General features: G+C 68.2%; 21 protein-coding genes. 8 read left to right on the forward strand and 13 right to left on the reverse strand.

Going from position 1 to position 20,110, the window contains the following annotated elements; genetic code table 11:
• Window positions 1–210: 210 nt before the first annotated feature.
• Window positions 211–1,041 carry a peptidyl-prolyl cis-trans isomerase gene (locus tag WS61_RS22535; RefSeq protein WP_059503593.1) on the forward strand — a complete coding sequence of 277 codons (831 nt, stop codon included), beginning with the start codon at window positions 211–213 and terminating at the stop codon, window positions 1,039–1,041.
• A gap of 25 nt (window positions 1,042–1,066) precedes the next feature.
• On the opposite strand, the gene WS61_RS22540 is transcribed toward WS61_RS22535, so the two are convergent.
• The 11 genes from WS61_RS22540 to WS61_RS22585 form a co-directional block, all read right to left on the reverse strand.
• Window positions 1,067–1,504, reverse strand: coding sequence for an N-acetyltransferase (locus WS61_RS22540; protein ID WP_059503595.1), 438 nt, complete (start codon window positions 1,502–1,504; stop codon window positions 1,067–1,069).
• 42 nt (window positions 1,505–1,546) lie between these two features.
• On the reverse strand, window positions 1,547–2,500 hold the full coding sequence (locus WS61_RS22545) for a hypothetical protein (protein WP_059503597.1): 954 nt from the start codon (window positions 2,498–2,500) through the stop codon (window positions 1,547–1,549).
• 57 nt (window positions 2,501–2,557) lie between these two features.
• A complete protein-coding gene (locus WS61_RS34990; RefSeq protein WP_156440563.1) occupies window positions 2,558–2,794 on the reverse strand; it encodes a hypothetical protein in 237 nt (78 codons plus the stop codon).
• Window positions 2,794–3,876: a MerR family transcriptional regulator gene (locus tag WS61_RS22550; protein WP_059503598.1), complete on the reverse strand. Its 1,083-nt coding sequence runs from the start codon at window positions 3,874–3,876 to the stop codon at window positions 2,794–2,796. The genes WS61_RS34990 and WS61_RS22550 overlap by 1 nt, the downstream gene beginning before the upstream one ends.
• A 119-nt stretch (window positions 3,877–3,995) precedes the next feature.
• Window positions 3,996–5,462, reverse strand: coding sequence for a xylulokinase (gene xylB, locus WS61_RS22555; RefSeq protein ID WP_059503600.1), 1,467 nt, complete (start codon window positions 5,460–5,462; stop codon window positions 3,996–3,998).
• Window positions 5,459–6,394: an AraC family transcriptional regulator gene (locus tag WS61_RS22560; protein WP_059503602.1), complete on the reverse strand. Its 936-nt coding sequence runs from the start codon at window positions 6,392–6,394 to the stop codon at window positions 5,459–5,461. Before WS61_RS22560 ends, xylB begins: the two co-directional genes overlap by 4 nt.
• 29 nt (window positions 6,395–6,423) lie before the next feature.
• Window positions 6,424–7,617, reverse strand: a complete 1,194-nt coding sequence (locus WS61_RS22565) for an ABC transporter ATP-binding protein (protein WP_059503605.1) — start codon at window positions 7,615–7,617, stop codon at window positions 6,424–6,426.
• Between the two features lie 3 nt (window positions 7,618–7,620).
• Window positions 7,621–8,655: an NAD(P)-dependent alcohol dehydrogenase gene (locus WS61_RS22570; protein WP_059503607.1), complete on the reverse strand. Its 1,035-nt coding sequence runs from the start codon at window positions 8,653–8,655 to the stop codon at window positions 7,621–7,623.
• Window positions 8,656–8,665: 10 nt separating this feature from the next.
• On the reverse strand, window positions 8,666–9,508 hold the full coding sequence (locus WS61_RS22575) for a carbohydrate ABC transporter permease (protein WP_059503609.1): 843 nt from the start codon (window positions 9,506–9,508) through the stop codon (window positions 8,666–8,668).
• Window positions 9,496–10,455 (reverse strand): carbohydrate ABC transporter permease, encoded by a 960-nt coding sequence (locus WS61_RS22580; RefSeq protein ID WP_257127331.1) that lies wholly within the window; start codon window positions 10,453–10,455, stop codon window positions 9,496–9,498. Before WS61_RS22580 ends, WS61_RS22575 begins: the two co-directional genes overlap by 13 nt.
• A complete protein-coding gene (locus WS61_RS22585; protein ID WP_373557132.1) occupies window positions 10,439–11,704 on the reverse strand; it encodes a sugar ABC transporter substrate-binding protein in 1,266 nt (421 codons plus the stop codon). The genes WS61_RS22580 and WS61_RS22585 overlap by 17 nt, the downstream gene beginning before the upstream one ends.
• Before the next feature lie 283 nt (window positions 11,705–11,987).
• Here WS61_RS22585 and WS61_RS22590 point away from each other — a divergent pair, with 283 nt between their 5' ends.
• Window positions 11,988–12,674: a hypothetical protein gene (locus WS61_RS22590; protein WP_059503613.1), complete on the forward strand. Its 687-nt coding sequence runs from the start codon at window positions 11,988–11,990 to the stop codon at window positions 12,672–12,674.
• Between the two features lie 17 nt (window positions 12,675–12,691).
• On the opposite strand, the gene WS61_RS22595 is transcribed toward WS61_RS22590, so the two are convergent.
• A complete protein-coding gene (locus tag WS61_RS22595; RefSeq protein WP_059503615.1) occupies window positions 12,692–13,777 on the reverse strand; it encodes an ATP-binding protein in 1,086 nt (361 codons plus the stop codon).
• Window positions 13,774–14,511, reverse strand: a complete 738-nt coding sequence (locus WS61_RS22600) for a response regulator (RefSeq protein WP_059503617.1) — start codon at window positions 14,509–14,511, stop codon at window positions 13,774–13,776. The genes WS61_RS22595 and WS61_RS22600 overlap by 4 nt, the downstream gene beginning before the upstream one ends.
• Window positions 14,512–14,954: 443 nt before the next feature.
• On the opposite strand from WS61_RS22600, the gene WS61_RS22605 reads away from it, so the two are divergent.
• From WS61_RS22605 to WS61_RS22630, 6 genes are all read left to right on the forward strand, one after another.
• Window positions 14,955–16,439, forward strand: coding sequence for an FAD-dependent oxidoreductase (locus tag WS61_RS22605; protein ID WP_059503618.1), 1,485 nt, complete (start codon window positions 14,955–14,957; stop codon window positions 16,437–16,439).
• 10 nt (window positions 16,440–16,449) lie between these two features.
• Window positions 16,450–17,109, forward strand: a complete 660-nt coding sequence (locus WS61_RS22610; RefSeq protein WP_059503620.1) for a c-type cytochrome — start codon at window positions 16,450–16,452, stop codon at window positions 17,107–17,109.
• A 35-nt stretch (window positions 17,110–17,144) separates the two neighbouring features.
• Window positions 17,145–17,819: a hypothetical protein gene (locus WS61_RS22615; RefSeq protein WP_059503622.1), complete on the forward strand. Its 675-nt coding sequence runs from the start codon at window positions 17,145–17,147 to the stop codon at window positions 17,817–17,819.
• A gap of 73 nt (window positions 17,820–17,892) precedes the next feature.
• The gene (locus WS61_RS22620) at window positions 17,893–18,513 is read left to right on the forward strand and encodes a TetR/AcrR family transcriptional regulator (RefSeq protein ID WP_059503624.1); all 621 of its coding nucleotides are present in this window, start codon (window positions 17,893–17,895) and stop codon (window positions 18,511–18,513) included.
• A 243-nt stretch (window positions 18,514–18,756) separates the two neighbouring features.
• Window positions 18,757–19,590 (forward strand): phytanoyl-CoA dioxygenase family protein, encoded by an 834-nt coding sequence (locus WS61_RS22625; protein WP_059503626.1) that lies wholly within the window; start codon window positions 18,757–18,759, stop codon window positions 19,588–19,590.
• 17 nt (window positions 19,591–19,607) lie between these two features.
• Window positions 19,608–20,021, forward strand: a complete 414-nt coding sequence (locus WS61_RS22630; RefSeq protein WP_006480052.1) for a RidA family protein — start codon at window positions 19,608–19,610, stop codon at window positions 20,019–20,021.
• Window positions 20,022–20,110 lie beyond the last annotated feature (89 nt).

Genomic DNA, 20,110 nt, shown 5'->3' on the forward strand with positions numbered 1-20,110 from the left:
TCGACTTTCTCGCGGGATTGTTGCGCAATGCGCATGCAATCGACGGTGCGCGCGATGCGCGCCGCGCCGCGTCGGCCGGCTCAACCTCCCGACGCACCAATGCGGTTCCGTGCACAATGACGGCGGCACCCGCGGATGCTGCGCGGGCGTGTCCGATGAACGGGCGCGGCGGCTGCCTGCCGCGTTTCTTATGCTCGAAGCGACAACCCGATGAAAATGAAAACGACACCGTACCGCCTGTTGACGATCGTCGCGCTGGCCGGCGCACTGGGCGGCCCTGCTCATGCACAGACGGCGGCGACCGTCGCGACCGTCAACGGCACGCCGATCACGCAGACCGACGTCGATACGCTGCTGCGCGCGTCCGGGCAGCCCGATTCGCCGCAGATCCGTCAGGCGATCAAGAACCAGTTGATCACGCGCGTGCTGGTTCAGCAGGCGGCCGAGAAGGCGAACTACGCGGACAAGCCCGAGGTCAAGGCGGCGATGCAGCAGGCGAAGGTGATGGCCGAGGTGCAACTGTACCTGCGCGACAACGTGAAGCCGGAACCGGTGACCGACGAGCAGGTCAAGGCCCGCTACGACGAGCTCGTCGCCGCGCTCGGCAAGAACGAATACAAGCCGCGCGTGATTGTCGTCAAGGATCCGGTCGCGGCGGCGACCGTGCTGAGCGAGCTGAAAGCGGGCAAGTCGTTCGACGGGCTGGCGCGCCAGTACAGCATGGCACCGAGCCGGGATACCGGCGGCGAGCTGCCGTGGGTGAGCTTCAACACGCCGGCGGCGGAAGGCAGGACGGCCGGGTTGCCGCTGCCGGTCGCGCAGGCGCTCGAGAAACTGACGGTCGGCGCGGTGACGAAGGATTCGATTCCGGTCGATGGCGTGCGGGCGATCGTGAAGCTGGATGCGAAGCGGCCGACGCAGGTGCCGGGTTTCGAAACCGTGAAGCCGACGCTTCGGCAGCAGTTGCAGGCGATCGCGGCCGAGAAGGCGAGTGCGCAGATGATCGGCAATCTGCTGAAGGACGCGAAGATCACGCAATAATGCGACGGCGTCGAAGCACGGGGCGTCACGCGCGCCAGATCATGTTCGCGCTCGTGTCGGTTTCCGATGCGACGCGAAAGCCGAGTCGCTCGTAGAGCCGCCGTGCCGGGTTGCCGTGCAGCACGCTGAGCGATACCGGCACGCGCGCATGCGTGGCGTCGGTCAGCAGCGCGTGCAGGACGGCTTCGCCGATTCCCTGCCGCTGGCGCGCGGGATGGATCTGGATCTGATGGACGTGCCATTCGCCGGCGGCGCGCGTTACCTTCAGCAGGCCGATGGCGTCGGCGCCTTCGCAGACGATCATCGCGTCGTCGAAGTTCGCGCGGATGCGCCGGTCGTGCGCTTCATCGTCGGTCGGCGCGCCGACGCGCTGCAGGTGCTCGGTCATCGTGAGCCGACGGAGCATCAGCAGGAACGGGAGGTCTTCCCGGGAGGCAGTACGCAGATGGATCGCCGGTTTCATGAGTGGTGGGCGGTTGCGTCGCGCGCGAGGCTTCGACGTGGATCACAGGCCCGGCAACGGAATCTGCAGGCCGGCCGGGCGATGTTCGAGGACATCCGTGACCTCATACTCGGTTTTTGCCCCGTCCGAAGTTTGCCACTGCTGCATACGGACATTGCACAGGAGCACGTCCCCCTTGCTGAAACTGATCTGGCTGTTGTTCACGCGCGACAGGAAGCCGGCATCCGTGATCGTCGCGTGAATCGTCGACGTGCCGTCGTACAGTCGCCATTTGTTGTCGTCCTTGAACGCAAGCGACACGATCGAGAACGCCATCTTGCGATGCTCGTCGAGCAGGAGCGCAGCGGTTGGCTCGGGCGCGTGAAACCATGCCATCTCGTCGCGGGTGACCGTCTCGTACACCTCCGTGTCGGTGCCGGCCGCGAACATCTCGATGCCGTCGCGCGCGAGCGGCGCAAGCACTTGCGCGGTTGCATGGCGAACGCGGACGTCGCGCAGCAGCGTGAGCACGGGCAGATCGATTTCGAGGGCGTCGCCGTCGACGTGCAGCACCGCGGTGTGGTCCTGCATTCGCACTTGGGTGATCTCTCGCCCGCGCAGCCATTTGAGGACCGCGAAAAGCCCGCTCCTCGCTCTTGGCGCGGCGATGCCGAGCGCGGTCAGGATCGTGACCGCATTGGCGAGCGCCGTGCCTTCGTTGCCGCTCAGCAGGTCGCGCATGCGGCCGAGCAAGGAGGTCGCGAGCGTGAAGTCGATGCCGAAGCTGCCGGTCTTGAAGCTGCCGCGCACGTTCACCTGCGGCCGGACCTGATCGCCGCACAGCGCGCGCGTCGACGCATCGAGCAAATCGCCGAAGGCGAGCAGCGCGGGCGCGAGTTCGCGCACGTCCATCTCGGACGATTCGAGCGCGGGCCCGTCGTAGGTGACGCGAAATCGGCTCATCGCGTCGCAGGGGCCGATATCGGCCGGGCCGGTACTGTTTCCATTTGCGGTCATGTGGCGTGCTGGCAGGAAAGGTGGACGATATCCGAAACGAACGCTTTCGGATGTCCTTCATGTTGAACGCGAATGACCGTTTGCGCGCGATTTTGGCCATCCGGACAAGACGACTTGTCGACGTGTCCCGACAGCGGCCGGCAAGCAACGAACTCGTCCGATGGTGTCGATCCGGATGCGAATCCATGTCGGGTTACTTCGACCATGAATCGGTTTGAAGCGTTGCGCACGTAGAAACTGTTCGGTCGATTCGATATCGCCGAGTTCGATTTCTACCCTTTCGTCGCGCGCCATCACGTTCTCCGACAGGCGGGTCGCGAAGTATTCATTTCCTGCTCCGGACGAAGCATGACGGCGCGCGCTTCCGGCCGCCGCGCAATCCGCTCCCGCACCTCCGGCGTCGCGAGGCACGTGGCCACGGCTTCATACCCCGGCGCGCCCGGGTAAGGCGCCACGCGCGCAGGCGGGCTGTGATTGGCCGGGCACAACAGGATGGTTTCGTCGGGGCCGACCGCCGCGAGATCCAGGATCGCCGTCGAGCGGGTCAGCAGGAACAGCGGCCGCATGCCGGCGGCTGCGCATTCGCGCAGATGCCCGATCAATGCCAGTTGCGTGGCGCGGTCGAGGCCTTGTTCGATCATGTCGACGATCCGCACGCGCGGGCTTTCCGCTTCGAGGCTGACGAGCAGTGCGGTCAGCGCCGCCGACGGCGTCGCGCCGTTGCCGGCGAGCACTGCCGACGTGCGGTCGACGCGCGACTTCAGTTCCGGATCGGCGCGCAATGCGTCGGATGCCGCGGCGCAATCGTCGTCCAGCCGATCGAGGCCGACGAACACGGCGCCGGGCAACACATCGGCCAGCCGAAGCGCGAGCCGCGTCTTGCCGCTCCCCAGCGAACCGATGATGTAGTTCAACGGCCGGATATCGCGACACTCGAACCGTTCGCCGCCCCACGGCCACGGCAGGCTGAACGCGACCCCCGCGTCCGTTTCGCCGAGCAGCCGCGTCAGGTCGCCATCGGCCGGCATCCGGCCGCGCGTGAGGCCGACGCGCATCGCGCGCACGCCGTCGAGCTTGCTCACGAGCGCCCGAATCCCGTGATCGAGCGCCGCTTCGTGAGCAGCCAGCGCGGCATCGAGATGGCGCGCGTCGCCGTCGAGGACGCTCGCCACTTGCGCGAGCCCGAGGCCGAGCTTGCGCAGCGCCGCGATGTCGGCGGCACGCGCGAGGTCTTCCGGGCCGTACGTGCGGTATCCGGCCGGCGTGCGTGCCGGCGTGACGAGGCCCTGCCGCTCGTACAGCCGCAGCGCCTTGATCGAGACGCCGAGCCGCGCGGCGGCGGCCGATGCGTTCAAACGGGGTGTGTCCGTACCCATCCGTCACCTCCTTGCCGTCGATTCGTTGCGCTCAGCATAAAGGCGATCCCAAGGGCCGGGTCAAGCGCGCCTGACCGATAAAACGCTCCGAACGGCGAAGCGGTACGTCGCCCGAGCGTTCAGTCGGCGTCCTTGAACTCGTCCCGCAGCGCGCGATACAACCGCCGATAGCGCGCGAGTCGCCCCGTCAGCAGATCGGCCGATGCGGCATCGGGCACGACCGTCTCCGCGACGGGCGGCGCGACACAGACGTCCTCCAGCGTGTCGCCCGTCGCCGCGAGACGCGCAAGCCGCGCCGCGCCGAGCGCCGCACCGACCGCACCGTCCGCATGGCGCTGCATCGCGAGCCCGGTCGCATTCGCGCACAGCCGCGCCCAGAACGCGCTCTTCGAGCCGCCGCCGATGAACGACACCGCGTCGAGCGTCGTGCCGGCCGCGCGCAGCACGTCGTAGCCGTCGGCCATCGCGAACGCGACGCCTTCCATCACCGCATACGCGAGATCGTCGGCATCGTGTTCGTTCGACAGCCCGAAGAACACGCCGCGCGCATGCGCGTCGTTGTGCGGCGTGCGCTCCCCGCCGAGATACGGCAGGAACAGCGGCGCGCGAGCCGGATCGGCGCGTTCGGCGCGCGCCGCCAGCGCGCCGGCGGTCGTGCCCTGCGCGCGCGCGAGCCAGTCGAGGCTCGCGGCGGCCGACAGGATCACGCTCATCTGGTGCCAGCGCCCGTCGACGCAGTGACAGAACGCGTGCACGGCGGCGTCCGGGTTCGGCGCGAAGCGGTCGTTGCCGGCGAACAGCACGCCCGACGTGCCGAGCGACAGGAAGCCGCTGCCGGCGCCCGTGACGCCCATGCCGATCGCGGACGCCGCGTTGTCGCCGGCGCCGCCGGCGATCGTCACGGGTCCGGCGATGCCCCAATCGCGCCGCAAGGCGTCGCGCAACTGCGCGGCGGCCGCGTTGCCTTCGACGAGGCGCGGCATCTGCGCGCGCGACAGGTCGGTCGCGGCGAGCATCCGGTCGGACCAGTCGCGGCGCGCACAGTCGAGCCACAGCGTGCCCGACGCGTCGGACAGGTCGGACACGAATTCGCCGGACAGGCGCCAGATCAGGTAGTCCTTCGGCAGCAGCACCTTGTGCACCGCGCGAAACACGGCCGGCTCGTATTTCGCGAGCCAGAGCAGCTTCGGCGCGGTGAAGCCGGGCATCGCCATGTTGCCGGTGATCGCGCGCGATTCCGGCACCAGCGCCTCGAGCTCGACGCATTCGGTGCCGGCGCGCGTGTCGTTCCACAGGATCGCGGGGCGCAGCACCTGGTCCGCGCGGTCGATCAGCGTCGCGCCGTGCATCTGGCCGGACAGCGCGATGCCGCGCAGCGCGGCGAAGCCGGCCGGGTGCGCGGCGCGCACCGACGCGATCGCGTCGAGCATCGCGTGCCACCACGCTTGCGGGCTTTGTTCGGACCAGTGCGGATGCGGCCGGCTGATCGACAGCGTGGCCGAGCCGGTCGCGAGGGGGACCGATCGGGAATCGGTGAGGAGAACCTTGACCTCGGACGTGCCGAGATCGATGCCGAGATATGTCACGGATGAAGCGTCCTGTCTGGGGCGCGCGGCGGCGCGCGTCGCGGGGGCGGCGCGTCGTCGCGGCCGTGCGGTTCGTTGAGCCGGTGCAGCGCGCGGAACTTCGACGGCGGCACCTGCTTCATCGCGAGAAACTGACGGTTGAAGTTCGACAGGTTGTTGAAGCCCACCCGGTAGCAGATGTCGGTCACCGTCAGGTCGGAAAACATCAGCAGCTCGCAGGCCTCGTTGATGCGCAGCCGGTTCAGGTAGCGCACGAACGACGAGCCGGTGTGACGCCGGAAAAACCGCGTGAAAGTGCTGACGCTCATGCCGGCGAACGCGGCGACGTCGGTTTCGCGCAGCATGCCGGGCAGGTTCTGCTGCAGGTACGACAGCACCTGGTTGATGGTCGACGACATGTAGTGCTGCGCGTCGCTGCGGTAGCCGGGCCCCGCGAGCACGCGCCGCTCGCGGCACGACGACAGCCGGTCGAACAGCGACATCAGGATCTCGACGCGGCGGCAGCCGTGCGCGTTCGCGAGTTCGAGCATCAGCGGCGCGACCTCGATGCCCACGCGGTCGGGAAACTGCACGCCGCGCGCCGCGTCGTCGATCAGGTCGATCACCGGCTGCAATTCGCTGAACGCGCCGACCATCTTCTCGATCGCATCGCGCGAGAACTGCAGCACGACGTCGCGCGACGGTACGCGTTCGCCGTCGGCGAGCTCGCTGACCCAGTTGTGCGGCAGATTCGGCCCGGTGACGATCAGGTTGCCGGGGCCGAAATCGCCGATGTGGTCGCCGACGAATACCTTGCCGCGCGACGCCTGGATCAGGTGAATCTCGTACTCGGGATGAAAGTGCCACTTCGCGACCGAATGCGGATAGTCGTGGACCCACGCGCGGAACGATTCGTCGCGGTGGGTGGGAACGATCTCGAGATCCGGGTTCATCGTGTGCTCCGTCGGGGCATGCCGGCGTGCTACGAACGGGACATCGACCAGCCCGTCGCGGCAGGCGGCGTGGCGCGCGTCGCGGCCGCCGGCGCCGCCGCGTGCGCGATCGGGTTCGCCTCCGGCAGCGCGACGTTGCGCTCGGTGCCGGCGTCGAACAGATGCAGGGCTTCTTCGTCGAAGCGCAACGCTACCACGGCGCCCGGCGCCGGAGCCATCGGGGCCGGCACGAGGGTCGCACACGGCTGGCCGTGCCAGTCCAGCGTGACGAGCGCCTCGGCGCCGAGCAGCTCGACGAGTTCGACCGTGCCGGTCAGCGTGAGCGCGCCCGGGGTCGGATCGCCTTCGGCGGCGAGCCGCAGATGGTTCGGGCGAATCGCGGCCTTCACCTGCTGGCCGTCCTGCAGCCGCGCGAAGCGCGAGGACACGAGCGGCCAGCGCGTGCCGTTGCAGTCGAGCAGCACGTTCGTGCCGACGCGGGCGATCGTGCCGTCCGCGAAGTTCATCGCGGGCGTGCCGACGAACCCGGCCGCGAACACGGTGTGCGGCTGGCCGTACAGCTCGGCCGGCGTGCCGATCTGCTCGATGCGGCCGCCGCGCATCAGCACGACGCGGTCGGCGAGCGTCATCGCTTCGAGCTGGTCGTGCGTGACGTACAGCGTGGTCGTCCTCAACTGCCGGTGCAGCCGCTTGATGTCGCCGCGCAACTGCGTGCGCAGCTTCGCGTCGAGATTCGACAACGGCTCGTCGAACAGGAACACGTCGGGCGTCTTGATCATCGCGCGCGCGATCGCCGCGCGCTGCTGCTGGCCGCCCGACATCGCGCGCGGACGGCGCTCGAGCAGCGCGTCGAGGCTCAGGATGCGCGCGACCTCGCGCACGCGGCGGTCGATCTCGTCGGCCGGCACCTTCAGGCGCCGCAGGCCGAACGCGATGTTGTCGTACACCGTCATGTGCGGATACAGCGCGTAGTTCTGGAACACCATCGCGACATTGCGCTCGCGCGGCGGCAGGTCGTTGACGACTGCGTCGCCGATCGCGAGCTCGCCGCCGGTGATCGCCTCGAGGCCCGCGATCATCCGCAACATCGTCGACTTGCCGCAGCCGGACGGGCCGAGCAGCACGATGAATTCGCCGTCGGCGATCTCGAGGTCGAGCGGATGCAGCACGGCGGGGCCACCGTCGTAGTGCTTCGACAAAGCCTTGCAGGTGATCTGGGCCATGGCTCAATCCATTTCGATCTGAATCTTGACGTCGCGCGGGTGCCCGCTCGCCGCTTCCTCGAACGCGCGCACGCCTTCGGAAAACGGGAACGTGCGCGAGATGAACGGCTTCACGTCGATCGCGCCGGACGCGATCAGCGCGAGTGCGCGCGGGAAGATGTTCGCGTAGCGGAACACCGATTCGATGCGGCCTTCCTTCGCCTGCAGCGCGACCACGTCGAGCGGCACCGGCGCGACGGGCATCCCGATCAGCACCGCGCAGCCGCCCGGGCACATCAGATCGACGAGGCCCGCATACGCGTTAGCACTGCCGCTTGCCTCGAACACGACGTCCGCGCCCCAGCCGCCCGATGCGCCGGCCACCGCGTCGGCGAGCGGCTGCGTGCGCACGTCGACGGTCGTGACGGCCGGGTTGCCGGCGAACAGCGCGAGCTTGTCCGGCACGACGTCGGCGAGGATCACGCGCGCGGCGCCGCCGGCAAGTGCGGCGAGCGCCGTCATCGCGCCGATCGTGCCGGCGCCGATCACGACCGCGAGGTCGCCCGGCTTCATCGCCGCCTTCTTCGCGGCCTGCAGGCCGATCGACAGCGGCTCGACGATCGCGCCTTCGGCGAACGACACGTTGTCGGGCAGCCGGTACGTGAACGCGGCCGGATGCACGACGAACGGCGTCAGGCAGCCGTGGATCGGCGGCGTCGCCCAGAAGCGCACGTCGGGATCGAGGTTGTACAGCCCGCGCAGCGTCGCGGGCGAATCGAGGCGCGGCACGCCGGGCTCCATGCACACGCGGTCGCCGACGCGCAGGTGCGTGACGCCGGCACCGGTCTCGACGACGGTGCCGGACGCTTCGTGACCGAGCACCATCGGCGCATCGACGCGGAACGGGCCGATTCCGCCGTGAACGTAGTAATGCACGTCGCTGCCGCAGACGCCGACCGTATGAACCTTGATCCGGACGTCGCCGGGGCCGACCTCTTGCGGCAGGTCGATGTCGCGCAGCGCGAGCTCGCGCGTGCGTTCGAGTACGAGCGCTTTCAACGTGTTCTCCTCATTTTCCCTTGACGATCGAATTGAGCAGCCGGCTCAGCATGCCGACGAATACGAGCGGCGGCAGCGCGAGCAGCACCGTCGACGCGTTGATCACGCCCCACGGCACTTCCTGGCCGAGCGACGTGAACGCGGACGCGACCACCGGCAGCGTCGCGCTGCGCGACGACGTGAGCGCGAGCGCGATCATCAGTTCGTTCCACACCAGCACGAAGCTGAACACGATCCCGCCGAGCAGCGTGCTCGCGCACACCGGCAGCGCGATGTGCCAGAACACCGCGTACGGGCCGTAGCCGTCGAGCGCGGCGGCTTCCTCGATCTCGCGCGGCAGCCGGCGAAATACGGGAATCGACAGCCACGTGATGGTCGACAGCGTGACCAGCAGATACGTGACGATCATCGACAGCTTCGTGTCGTACAGCCCGAGATCGACCCAGATCGCGATCAGCGGCAGCGCGACCGCGACGGGCGGCAAAAAGCGCAGCGACAGCAGGAAGAACTGGATGTCGCGCTTGCCGCGCACCGGGTAGCGCGCGATCGCGTACGCGGCCGGCACGCCGAGCACCGCGCCGATCAGCACGGCCGCGCCGACGATCGCGATGCTGTTGCCGAGCCCGATCAATACTTCGGGGCTCGACAGCACCTGTTCGTAGTTCGCGAGCGTCGGCGTGAAGAAGAAGCGCGGCGTCGGCGTGACGATGTCGAGCAGGTGCTTGAGCGAATTGAGCACGGCCCAGAACAGCGGGAACGCGGCGACGATCAGGATCGCGCCGGCGATCGCGACGGTGGACACGGTGGCGGCGGAGCCGCGGCGAACCATTCGGCGAGCCGTCAGTCGTCCCATTTGTTGACCCTCTTCCAGATGAGCGTGAAGACGAGCGTGGTCGCGACCATCATCAGCACGGCCATGCCCGACGCATACGACACCTTGCCGGCGAGGCCGATGCCCTGCTGGTACGCGTAGAGATCGAGCGTTTCGGTCGCGATGCCGGGGCCGCCCTTGGTCATCACGTAGATCAGGTCGAACGAGCGCAGCGATTCGACCATCTTGATGAACACGAGGCTCACGAGCGGCGCCTTCAGCATCGGCAGCGCGATGTACGCATGCACCTGCCACGTCGTCGCGTAGTCGAGCCGCGCGGCTTCGAGCGGCTCGGGCGGCAGCGTCTCCAGCAGCTTCAGGATCACGACCGCGAAGAACAGCCCCCACTGCCACACGTCGACGAGCGCGACCGCATACAGCGCGAGATGCGGATCGGCGAGAAACGCGGTGTGCTCGACGCCGAGCATGCCGAGCAGCCAGCTCAGGATCCCGGTGAGCGGCGCGTACATGAACTTCCAGATGAACGCGGCCGACACGCGCGGCAGCAGCACCGGCATGATCAGCACCAGCGACGCGAAGCGGCGCCAGCGACCGTGCACGCGCTCGAACAGGAACACCGCGAGCGCGATGCCGACCAGCACCGCGCCGGCGACCGTGACGACTTCCCACAGCACCGACACCTCGATCGCGTTCAGGAAGCGCCGGTCCGACGCGAGCCGGACGAAGTTGCGCAGGCCCACGTATTCGCTGTCCGGGTAGCGCAGCACGCGGTTGCGCAACGCGAGGTTGATCGCGGCGATCGTCGGGACGAGGCTCAGGACCGCGAGCAGCGCGAGCGTCGGCGCGAGGAACACCCACGGCAGGCTCGTGCGGTCGCGGCGCTCGCGGCCGCGCCGGGCCGAAGACGGGGAAGGGGCCGGGCGGACGCCGAGCGCGCGTCCGCCGGCGCCGTCATTTGCGAGCGACATGTTCGAGCGCGTCCTTCGCGTACTGGTCCGCGTCGTCGAGCGTGCCGCGGATATCCGTCTGCGTGCCGGTGAACACCTGTTCGAGCGCGATGCCGAGGTTGTCGCCGATATCCGGCCACTGCGGCGTACGCCAGATCGTTACCTGCGTGACGGGGTTGGTGTCGTTCAGCCCGGCCTGAATCTGCGGCGCGACGTGCTGCTTGAAGTACGGACTGCCGATCGTGCTCGTGCGGTTGTAGTCGCTGAATACGCCGTTGCGCAGCCGTGCCTGCTCCTGGTCCTTGCTGGTCGCCCACGCGATGAAGCGGCCGGCGGCCATGCGCGTGCAGTCGTCCTTCGCGCCGACGGCCGAGATCGCGAAGCCGTGGCCGTACGCGGCCGACGGCAGCGGCGCGGGCGGCCGCGTGTAGCCGACCTTGCCGGCCACGCTCGACTTGCTCGCATCTTCCATCCAGTCCGCGAACGGCGTCGATTCGATCATGAACGCGACCTTGCCGGAGCGGAACGCTTCGAGCGCGTTGCTCCAGTCGTAGGTGGCAGCGCCCGGCGGCGCGTACTTGAACAGGTCGCCGTAGAGCTGCGTGGCCTTCACGGCGGCCGGCGAATTGAACGCGGGCTGGCCGCTCTTGTCGGTCCACGCGCCGCCCATGCCGAGCATGAACGGCGACCAGCGCCACACGTTCATCCCCGAGCCGCGCTGGCCGCGCGCGACCCAGCCGTACAGCTTCGGCGGCGCGTTGAGCTTCTTGATCGCGGCGACGAGCTGGTCGAGCGTCTTCGGCACGGGGATGTGCGCGGCGTCGAGCAGGTCGCGGCGGTAGAACAGGAAGTCGCCGCCGCCGATCAGCGGCGCGAAGTACGCGACGCCGTTGTAGCTCGCGACCGCGCGGCGGCCGGGCAGGAAGTCGTCGTAGTCGTATTCCTTCGGGTAGTACTTGAGGAGCGGCACGATCCAGTTGGCCGACGCGAATTCGGCGACGTTCGCCTCGTCGACGTAGTAGATCTGGTACGAACCCGCGCCGGTCGACGCGTCGAGCCGCGATTTCGCGCGGCGGTCGTTCTCGCCGAAATAGCTGATCTCGACCTTCGTGCCGCTCTTCTTCTCGTAGTCGGCCAGCGATTTCTCCATCACCGACAAGCCGAGGCTCTTCTGCGCGAGCACCCGAAGGGTCGGCACCTTGCAGACCTGCGCGGTCGCGACGCCCGGCAGACAGGCGCCGAGCAGCACGCCGGCTGCGACGATTCGCATCTTGTTCACCCGTGTCTCCTTGATTCTGCTTGTTCGAATGCCGCCGATGACGGCAGGGACAATGGTGTGACGCGGGCGATGCGATCACCACATCAAAAAAGTTCGCGAACCGATACTTTTTGCTCAGGGTCGGTCGTGCGATGCACAAAATGTGGTGGTCGGGGCGGTGGAGCGCCCTTTCGCGCCGGGTCGTGCATCTGGGAGAATGCGGCTGCGGCCGTGCGGATTCACGGCCTGCGTGCCGGCCGTCGCCGACACGGTGCGAGATTCGACAGGTGGGAAATTGACCGACAACGACGAACTTTCGCTGCGCCCGGAGAGCCGCTTCTGGCAGCTCGCGCCGGTGAGATGGTGGATCCGCGGGCACGGCCGCGACGGCTATTCGTTCCGCCTGCTGCTGTGCCCGCTCGCGATCGTGTTCGTGCTGGAATTCGTCTGCGTGATGGCCGGCGCGCTGTACACCAGCATCGCGATCAGCGCGGTCGCGACGCTATTTCTCGGCATCGCCGGCTTCTACGGTGCGCAGCGCGAATGGCTGATGACGTCCGAGACCGCGCGCGCACTCGTGAAGGCGCTCATGAAGAAGGCGGCCGAGCGGCTCGCGTCGCTCGGCGTCGGTGCCACCGTGCTCGCGATCTTCGTCGCCGCGACGTCGCTGTCGCTCGTGATGTCGGGCCAGCCGGTACTGGACAGCGTGTCGAAGGACGCGGTGTCGATCTTCATCGCGCTGGCGTTCCTGCCCGTGTACGTGTCGGGCGCGGTACGCAAGCTGGCGATCGCGCGGATCGAGGAGCTGGAGGCGTTGCGTCACGCGACCGTCGGCACGCGGCTGACATTCGACCGCGCCGGCGCCGTACGCGCGGTGATCGTGCAGGGCGCGGCCGGCAAAGGGACGGTATCGGTGATGGAGTACACGGTGCTCGGGTTCCGGCCGCCGCTCGAACAGGTCGGGCGCGAGCCGCGCGCTTGAGCGCCGGAGCCCGCGCGTTACGCCGGGAAGCGCTCGCCGTCGGGCGCCGGCACGAGGTCGTCGGGCCACTGCACGTCGAACCGCGTGCCGCCCGCGCCGGTCGGCACGCACAGCGCTTCGCCGCGATGCGCATGCGCGATCGCCGCGACGACGGCGAGCCCGAGGCCGGTGCCGCCGGGTTGCGACTCGTCGACGCGCCGGAACGCCTGGAACACGTGCGGCGCGAACTCGGCGGGAATGCCCGGGCCGTCGTCCTCGACGCGCAGCCGGCACATTCCGTTCTCGATGCGCGTCTGGATCCGGATCGCGCCGGGCACCGCATGGCGGCGTGCGTTCTCCAGCAGCGCGAGCAACGCCTGGCGCATGCGGACCGGGTCGCAGCGCATGCGACGCGGGTCGAGGTCGAGTTCCGGATGCTGGCCGGCGGCCTGCAGCGCGTGCGCGAACACGTCGACCACGGCGCGCACTTCGGCGGCGAGATCGATGTCGCGGATCTCGATGCTCAGGTGGCCGCTGTCGGCGAGGCTGACCACGCGCAGATCCTCGATCAGCCGCGTCAGCCCTTCGACCTGCGCGAGCAGGCTGCGGTACAGCGCCTCGCTCGGCGTGAACACGCCTTCGGCGAGCCCCTGCAGCCGGCCGCGCAGCACGGTCACGGGCGTGCGCAGTTCGTGCGCGATCGCCGCGTTCCAGAAGGTTTGCTCGTCGGTCACGCGCTGCAGTTCGCTCGCGAGCGCGTTGAAGTTGTCGGCGAGCAGCGCCGCTTCCTTCAACGAACGGTCGCCGGCAACCGCGCGTGCGCCGAGATCGCCGCGCGCGACCCGGCGAATGCTGTCCGTCACCGAATTCAGCGGCACGAGGATGCGGCGCGACAGGTTGATCGCGACGATGACTGCAATCAGCAGGCCGACCAGCGTGGTCGAGATGATCCATACCCACTCCGGCCCGCTCGGGAGCCAGCTCTGCGGCTGGAACGACTCCGGCGAGTACTGGTACAGCAGGTAGTAGAACGCATAGGCCGTCACGACGATCAGCACCGTGACGCCGAAGGCGATCGCGCCCATCGTCAGCGCGATCTGGCGGCTCAGGCCATCGAGTCTCACTCGCCGCTCCACAGTTTGTAGCCGACGCCGCGCACGCTGGCCGGCACGCCCGCGACGCCGAGATCGTCGAGTTTCTTGCGCAGCTTGCTGACGTGGCTGTCGACCGTGCGCTCCAGCGCGTCGCCTTCCGGCAGGCAGGTGGCCATCAGCTCGGCGCGGCTGAACACGCGGCGCGGCGCGCGCGCGAGCTGCGCGAGCAGCTTGAATTCGGTGAGCGTCAGCACGAGCGTGTGGCGCGCGCCGTCGACTTCGACCGTCGCTTCGTGGTGCTCGAGATCGATCTCGAACGGCGCGGCGCGCAGCACGCGCTGCTCTTCCTGGCGCGAGCCGCCCATCGACCGGCGCAGCACCGCCTGGGCGCGCGCGACGACTTCGGCCGGGTTGAACGGCTTGACCACGTAGTCGTCGGCGCCGATGCGCAGCCCGGTCAGCTTGTCGATGTCCTGGTCGAGCGCGGTCAGCATGATGACCGGCGTATCGCCGCGATGGCGGATCTCGGCGAGCACCTTCCAGCCGTCGACGTGCGGCATCTGCACGTCGAGCAGCACGAGATCGGGCTTCAGCGACAGGTGGAGTTCGAGCGCGCGGCGGCCGTCGGCGGCGTGCACGGTACGCAGGCCGTTGCGCGCGAAATAGGCGATCAGGATCTCGGCGATCTCGGGCTCGTCCTCGGCGATGAGGACGAGCGCCTGTGCGCGCTGGCCGGCGCCGGGAGATGAAGAAAATTCGGGCATGGCCACTCGTTCGGATCTATCGGGGTTCCATCGAATCGCCATACTACCGCACGGCCCGCGCAACCGAACGGAGACGGGCGAAGCCGCGCCGATCGCCGTCGCGTGCGCGGGCTTTCCGCGACCTTTCGGAAGCGCTGCGATGCATTGCCCGACAGGGGAATACCCTGTCTTTTTTTTTCGATCCTGTTTTATGTATCATGACCTAACTTTTGCAACATGTACTAATTGGCGACGCCGGAAAATCCATATCGGTACGGGCAGTCCGGCGCGTGTTCAGGCAGGAATGCGAACCGGATTCGCGCGCCCCGTCAGAGGGGCGGGTGGGCCGGCGGCAGGTGAAGCGGATCGGGATCGCATCCCGTCGTCAGACTCCGCGCGAACGATGGCTGTCTCCCGGCAGGGCGGCCGGCGTTCGCGCCCATTGCAGGCGTCATTTACCGATCATGTCCAGGAAGTCATCCATCAGCGGGTCGCCCGACCTGCAGCGCAGGCAGTGGCTCAAGGTCGCGGGCGCGTCGGTCGCGGCGAGCGGTCTTGCACTCGGCGCCGCGCGGGCGAAGGCCGATTCGGCGTCAGCCGCCGGCCAGGGCGGCGACGTCCTCGATGTCGCGATCGTCGGCGCGGGGCTGGCCGGCCTGACGGCCGCGCGCGACCTGCGCTACGCGGGTTGCGAATCCTTCGTCGTGCTGGAGGCGCGCGACCGCGTGGGCGGCCGCACGCTGAACTACGACGTCGGCGGCGGCTTCGTGACCGAAGTCGGCGGCCAGTGGATCGGCCCGGGCCAGACGGCGATCGCCGATCTCGCCCGCGAGCTGGAAGTCGGCACGTTTCCGAGCTACTACGCGGGCAAGACGGTGATCCTGGGCGGCGACGGGCGCGCCGAGATCGACCTGGAGGGCACCTTCGGCACCGACGAGGCCGTCGCGGCGAAGCTCGGCAGGTTGTCGCGCGACGTGCCGTCCGGTGCGCCGTGGACGTCGCCGAAGGTCGGCGAGCTCGACCGGCTGTCGGTCGGCGACTGGCTCTCGACACAGGGTATCAAGGCGGAAGACCGGATGGGCTGGAACGCATCGATCTCGCTGTCGGGAGGCGTCGCGCCGGCGAAGATGGGGCTGCTGCACTTCCTGTCGATGATCAACTCCGCCGATTGCGATTACGCGCAGCTCGACTCGATCAAGCATAGCGCACAGGAAACGCGGTTCGTCGGCGGCTCGCAGCGCCTGAGCATCCGGATGGCGCAGCAACTGGGCGACAAGGTGCGGCTGTCGTCGCCGGTGCGGCGGATCGTCGGCTGGGATCGCGACGTCGTCACGTTGCAGACCGATCGCGGCACGGTGCGCGCGAAAAAGGTCGTGATGGCGCTTCACCCGGCGCTGTGCCACCAGGTGCAATTCGATCCGCCGCTGCCTGAAAAGCGCCACGCGCTGCAGCGCGCGTGGCCGGCCCATTCGCCGGCGCGCAAGACGGCGATGGTCTATCGCCGCCCGTTCTGGCGCGACAAGGGACTGAACGGCCACATCTTCCAGACCGACGGGCCGATCTTCTGGGCCTACGACAATTCGCCGCCGGGCGGCGAGATCGGCGTGATCAACGCATTCGTCCGGAATGCGCTGATGCCGTCGGGTCCGCATGCCGCGCAGCAGATGCACATGGATCTCTATGCGCAGGCGTGGGGCGACGAAGCGCGTGCGCCGGTGTCGTACCACGATCGCGACTGGGGGCTGGCCGACCCGTGGACGATCACGTGCGTGTCGGCGATCCCGCCCGGCTTCTGGAGCGCGCACGGCGACGCGTTGCGCGCGCCGTGCGGCAACCTGATCTGGTCGGGCACCGAGACCGCGAACATCTGGGCCGGCTACATGGACGGCGCCGTGCGCGCCGGTCACCAAAGTGCGCTTCAGGCGCTCAATGCGCTGCGTCGTGCTTAGGAGACCGAAAATGAAGAAACGCATGCTGCTCGTCGCGGCGCTCGTGGTGATCGGTGCGTTGCTGGCGCTCTACGGCCCGACGCTGCTCGGCTTCTATCGCCTGCAGAGCCATATCGATACGGCTGCGCAAGCCGATGACGCCGACGGCGGCCCGTGGCCGCGCGTGACCGACGCGTGCATGGGCTGCCACGGCGTGAAGGGCACGTCGCTCAGCCAGGCTTATCCGAGCCTCGCCGGCCAGCCGGCGCAGTACGTGGCCGCGCAGCTTCGCGCGTTTGCGGGCGGGCAACGCACGAACCCGACGATGGGCCCGCTCGCGATGACGATGAGCGAGGCCGAGATCACGCGTGTGGCCGGCTATTACGCGAAGCAGGCGCCGCTGGACAACCGCTATTTCAAGCCGGATGCACGACTGCGCACGAAAGGCGAGCAATTGGTAACGGGCGGCGCGTGCGCGGCCTGCCACGGCGCACGGCTGACGGGGCAGGCGCAGTTCCCGCGTCTGGCCGGCCAGGGTTACGACTATCTGCTCGCGCAGCTCGACGCGTTCGCGACGGGCTCGCGCAGCGAGGCGACCGGCACGATGCAGCGCGTCGCGAAGGCGATGTCGGCGGACGATCGGGCGGCGGTGGCGACCTATCTTGCAAGCCTTGGCCCCGCCAGGCAGTGAATCAACGGCAGCAATCGACTTCGGGAGTTCGAACCATGGATCACAGATCACTTGTCCTTTGTCTTGCCAGCGCGACGCTCGCGATGACGACCGGCGTCTACGGCTTCAAGTTCGTGCGCAAGCGCAACTTCCTGCTCGGCTTCGAATGGTGGATCGTGACGATCTCCGCGTCCAACGCAGTGATCTTCTTCGCGACGGAATCGCCGGTGTCGTACTTCGTGTCGCACTTCCTCGACGCGTTCTCGCGCGGGTTCGGGATGCCGGTGATCGCGGTCGCGGGCCTGATGGCCGTCACGCACGGCTACCGGCCGTCGATGCGGCAGGACGTGACGCTGTTCGTGCTCGCGACGCTCGGGACGGTCGCGCTCGTGGCCGGCGCGTTGCAGCATGCGCTGCCCTACTTTTACGTGGCGATGTGGACGCTGATGTCGATCTATCTCGCCGGTTTCGTGTGGCGGCTCGTGCGTGCCGGCCACGCGGTCCACGCGCTGACGACGACGCTCGCGCTCGTCGCTTCGCAGGCGATCGCGTGCATCTACGATTTCTACAAGATTCCCGGCGAGGAAACCAACGTCGTGTTCAATTTCTACGTACTGGCGTTGCTGACTTGGTCGTACCTGACCGCCGCGCTCTATTACGCGTATTGCGCGCTGGAGCGCGACGCCGGGCCCGGCAAGGTGAACGCGGGCGTCCTGTCGTATCCGAAATGAGTCGCGCCATCGAGGAAGCGGACACGGCGCGCGCCGGTCGCGGGTCCGGCTGCGGCGATCGCGGAGCGCGCGGATGGACCGGGTTCGCCTGACCCGCGCCGAGCGGCGCAATGCGACGCACGAACGCTTGATCGATGCCGCGCGCGCGATCTTCGCGGAGAAGGGGTATGCGGCCGCGAGCGTGGAAGACATTGCCGCGACGGCCGGGCATACGCGCGGCGCGTTCTACTCGAACTTCCGCGGCAAGGCCGACGCACTGTTCGAGTTGCTACGACGCGATCAGGGCGAGGCTGCCGCGGCATTGCAGCGGATCGTCGGTTCGCATGACCCCGCCGACGACGCGCAGCGCGCGATGCTCGCGTACTGGCGAAGGGGCACGACCCGGTCTGCATCGCGCCTGATGTGGCTCGACGCGCAGCTCCAGGCGGCGCGCGATACGCGGTTCCGCGCGCGCTTCGGCACGTTGCTGCGCGAACGGCAGGCGCTCGCGGTCGCGTGCATCGACGCGTATGCGGCGCGGGCCGGCGTGTCGCTGCCGTTGCCTGCGCCGGTGCTGGCGCGCGGCCTGACCGCGCTGTGCGACGGCATGCAGTCGGACGGCGCGGCCGATGCACGGAGCACGGTCGACGCGCTGGCCGACGCGGTGTTGGTCGGCTTCATCACGCACATGGTGTTCGACCGCGTGCGCGGATGAACGCGCGAAGAAGCGGCGGCGGTGCGTTGTCGTGTGCGTGTATGAAGGCCGAAAGCCGATTGTCATGACGGGCCGGCGGCGGACGGCGACGGACGTTCGATCATGCAGACGAAACAGGGAATACCCCGTCTTTTTCTTTTCATTATTTTTGTCATGATGACCTAACATAGTCATCGTGTTCTACTGGTGACCGGCAATGAAGGCGAACCGCCGGTCGTGGCTGAACGAATCGGGAGATGGACGATGGATGCAATGACGCGCAAGGCGTTCTTCGAGGACGGAGCCGTGCTCATCGAAGGCGTGCTGAACGACGAACAACTCGCGCAATGCCGCGCGGTGTTCGACTGGGGGATGGAGAACCCGGGCCCGATGGCGACGACGCTGCTCGACGGCACCGAACACAAGTCGCACAACGACAACGCGAACCCGTACGCGAAGGCGCGGCTCGACGCACTGGTCGGCACGCTGCCGTTCGGGCAACTGTTCGCCGACCTGTGGGGCTCGAAGCACGTGTGGTACTTCGCCGAGGAGCTGTTCATGAAGGCCGGCGGCAAGAGCGCACGCTCGCCGTGGCACCAGGACACGTCGTACCTGCCGTGGCAGGGGATGCATTTCGGCAACGCGTGGATCAGCTTCGAGCACGTACCGAAGCGCAATGCGCTTGAGATCGTGCGCGGCTCGCATCACGGTGTGCGGTATGACGGCACGACGTTCCAGAACGCCGACGATCCGACCGACCCGTTGCACGGCGGCGACGTGTGGCCGCGCTTGCCGAACATCGAGGCCGAGCGCCGCGCGGCGCCGGATGCGTACGACATCCTGTCGTGGGAAACGAAACCGGGCGACGTGCTGCTGCTTCATCCGGGCGTGCTGCACGGCGGCGGCGCGGTCGACGCCGTTTTCCCCGATCGCCACACGCTCGTGCTGCGCTTTTTCGGCGACGACGCGGTGTTCAGTCCGCTGCCCGACGAAAGCCGCTCGGGATTCACGCCGGCCGGCGTGCTGTTCGTCGAGGAACTCGCCGCGCTGAAGGCCGGCGATCCGTTCCGCGCGCCGTGTTTCCGTCAACTCGTCTGAACCGGGAGATTTTCATCATGACAGCCACTCCGAAGCGGCAATCGATCGTGCCGGCAGCGTTTCAGCCGTGGTACGACGCGTATCACTTCTCGCCGGCGACGCGCGTCGGCGACACGATCTGGGTGTCGGGCCAGGTCGGCCTCGACGCGCAGATGCAGCCGGCCGACGGCGTGCAGGCGCAGGCGCGGATCGCGTTCGAGTGCCTGAAGGCGATCCTCGAGGAAGCCGGCGCGAGCCTCGCCGATGTCGTCGAACTCACGACCTTCCATACGGATCTGCAGCGCGAGACCGAAGGCTTCGCAGCGGTCAAGGACGTGTATTTCCCCGACCGTTACCCGTCGTGGACGGCGGTCGGCGTCACGCAGCTGGCGCTGCCGGGGCTGTGTGTCGAGATTCGCGCGGTGGCGGTGGCCGGGTCCGGCAAGGGCTGACGGAAGGCACGAGGGTTGTTCGCCGACTCTGCGTTCCAGTCGAATCGCAGTCCTGACGAAAAATACTGGAATGGCAGTCGAGCGGCAAA

Origin of the sequence: Burkholderia sp. ABCPW 11, assembly GCF_001523445.1 — a bacterium.
GTDB lineage: Bacteria > Pseudomonadota > Gammaproteobacteria > Burkholderiales > Burkholderiaceae > Burkholderia.

Bases quoted from the DNA above. Each gene is read 5' to 3' on its own strand.
- WS61_RS22535 (WP_059503593.1), top strand. From the start codon at position 211: ATGAAAATGAAAACGACACCGTACCGCCTGTTGACGATCGTCGCGCTG.
- WS61_RS22540 (WP_059503595.1), bottom strand. From the start codon at position 1,504: ATGAAACCGGCGATCCATCTGCGTACTGCCTCCCGGGAAGACCTCCCG.
- WS61_RS22545 (WP_059503597.1), bottom strand. From the start codon at position 2,500: ATGACCGCAAATGGAAACAGTACCGGCCCGGCCGATATCGGCCCCTGC.
- WS61_RS34990 (WP_156440563.1), bottom strand. From the start codon at position 2,794: ATGGCGCGCGACGAAAGGGTAGAAATCGAACTCGGCGATATCGAATCG.
- WS61_RS22550 (WP_059503598.1), bottom strand. From the start codon at position 3,876: ATGGGTACGGACACACCCCGTTTGAACGCATCGGCCGCCGCCGCGCGG.
- WS61_RS22560 (WP_059503602.1), bottom strand. From the start codon at position 6,394: ATGAACCCGGATCTCGAGATCGTTCCCACCCACCGCGACGAATCGTTC.
- WS61_RS22565 (WP_059503605.1), bottom strand. From the start codon at position 7,617: ATGGCCCAGATCACCTGCAAGGCTTTGTCGAAGCACTACGACGGTGGC.
- WS61_RS22575 (WP_059503609.1), bottom strand. From the start codon at position 9,508: ATGGGACGACTGACGGCTCGCCGAATGGTTCGCCGCGGCTCCGCCGCC.
- WS61_RS22580 (WP_257127331.1), bottom strand. From the start codon at position 10,455: ATGTCGCTCGCAAATGACGGCGCCGGCGGACGCGCGCTCGGCGTCCGC.
- WS61_RS22585 (WP_373557132.1), bottom strand. From the start codon at position 11,704: ATGCGAATCGTCGCAGCCGGCGTGCTGCTCGGCGCCTGTCTGCCGGGC.
- WS61_RS22600 (WP_059503617.1), bottom strand. From the start codon at position 14,511: ATGCCCGAATTTTCTTCATCTCCCGGCGCCGGCCAGCGCGCACAGGCG.
- WS61_RS22605 (WP_059503618.1), top strand. From the start codon at position 14,955: ATGTCCAGGAAGTCATCCATCAGCGGGTCGCCCGACCTGCAGCGCAGG.
- WS61_RS22610 (WP_059503620.1), top strand. From the start codon at position 16,450: ATGAAGAAACGCATGCTGCTCGTCGCGGCGCTCGTGGTGATCGGTGCG.
- WS61_RS22615 (WP_059503622.1), top strand. From the start codon at position 17,145: ATGGATCACAGATCACTTGTCCTTTGTCTTGCCAGCGCGACGCTCGCG.
- WS61_RS22620 (WP_059503624.1), top strand. From the start codon at position 17,893: ATGGACCGGGTTCGCCTGACCCGCGCCGAGCGGCGCAATGCGACGCAC.
- WS61_RS22625 (WP_059503626.1), top strand. From the start codon at position 18,757: ATGGATGCAATGACGCGCAAGGCGTTCTTCGAGGACGGAGCCGTGCTC.
- WS61_RS22630 (WP_006480052.1), top strand. From the start codon at position 19,608: ATGACAGCCACTCCGAAGCGGCAATCGATCGTGCCGGCAGCGTTTCAG.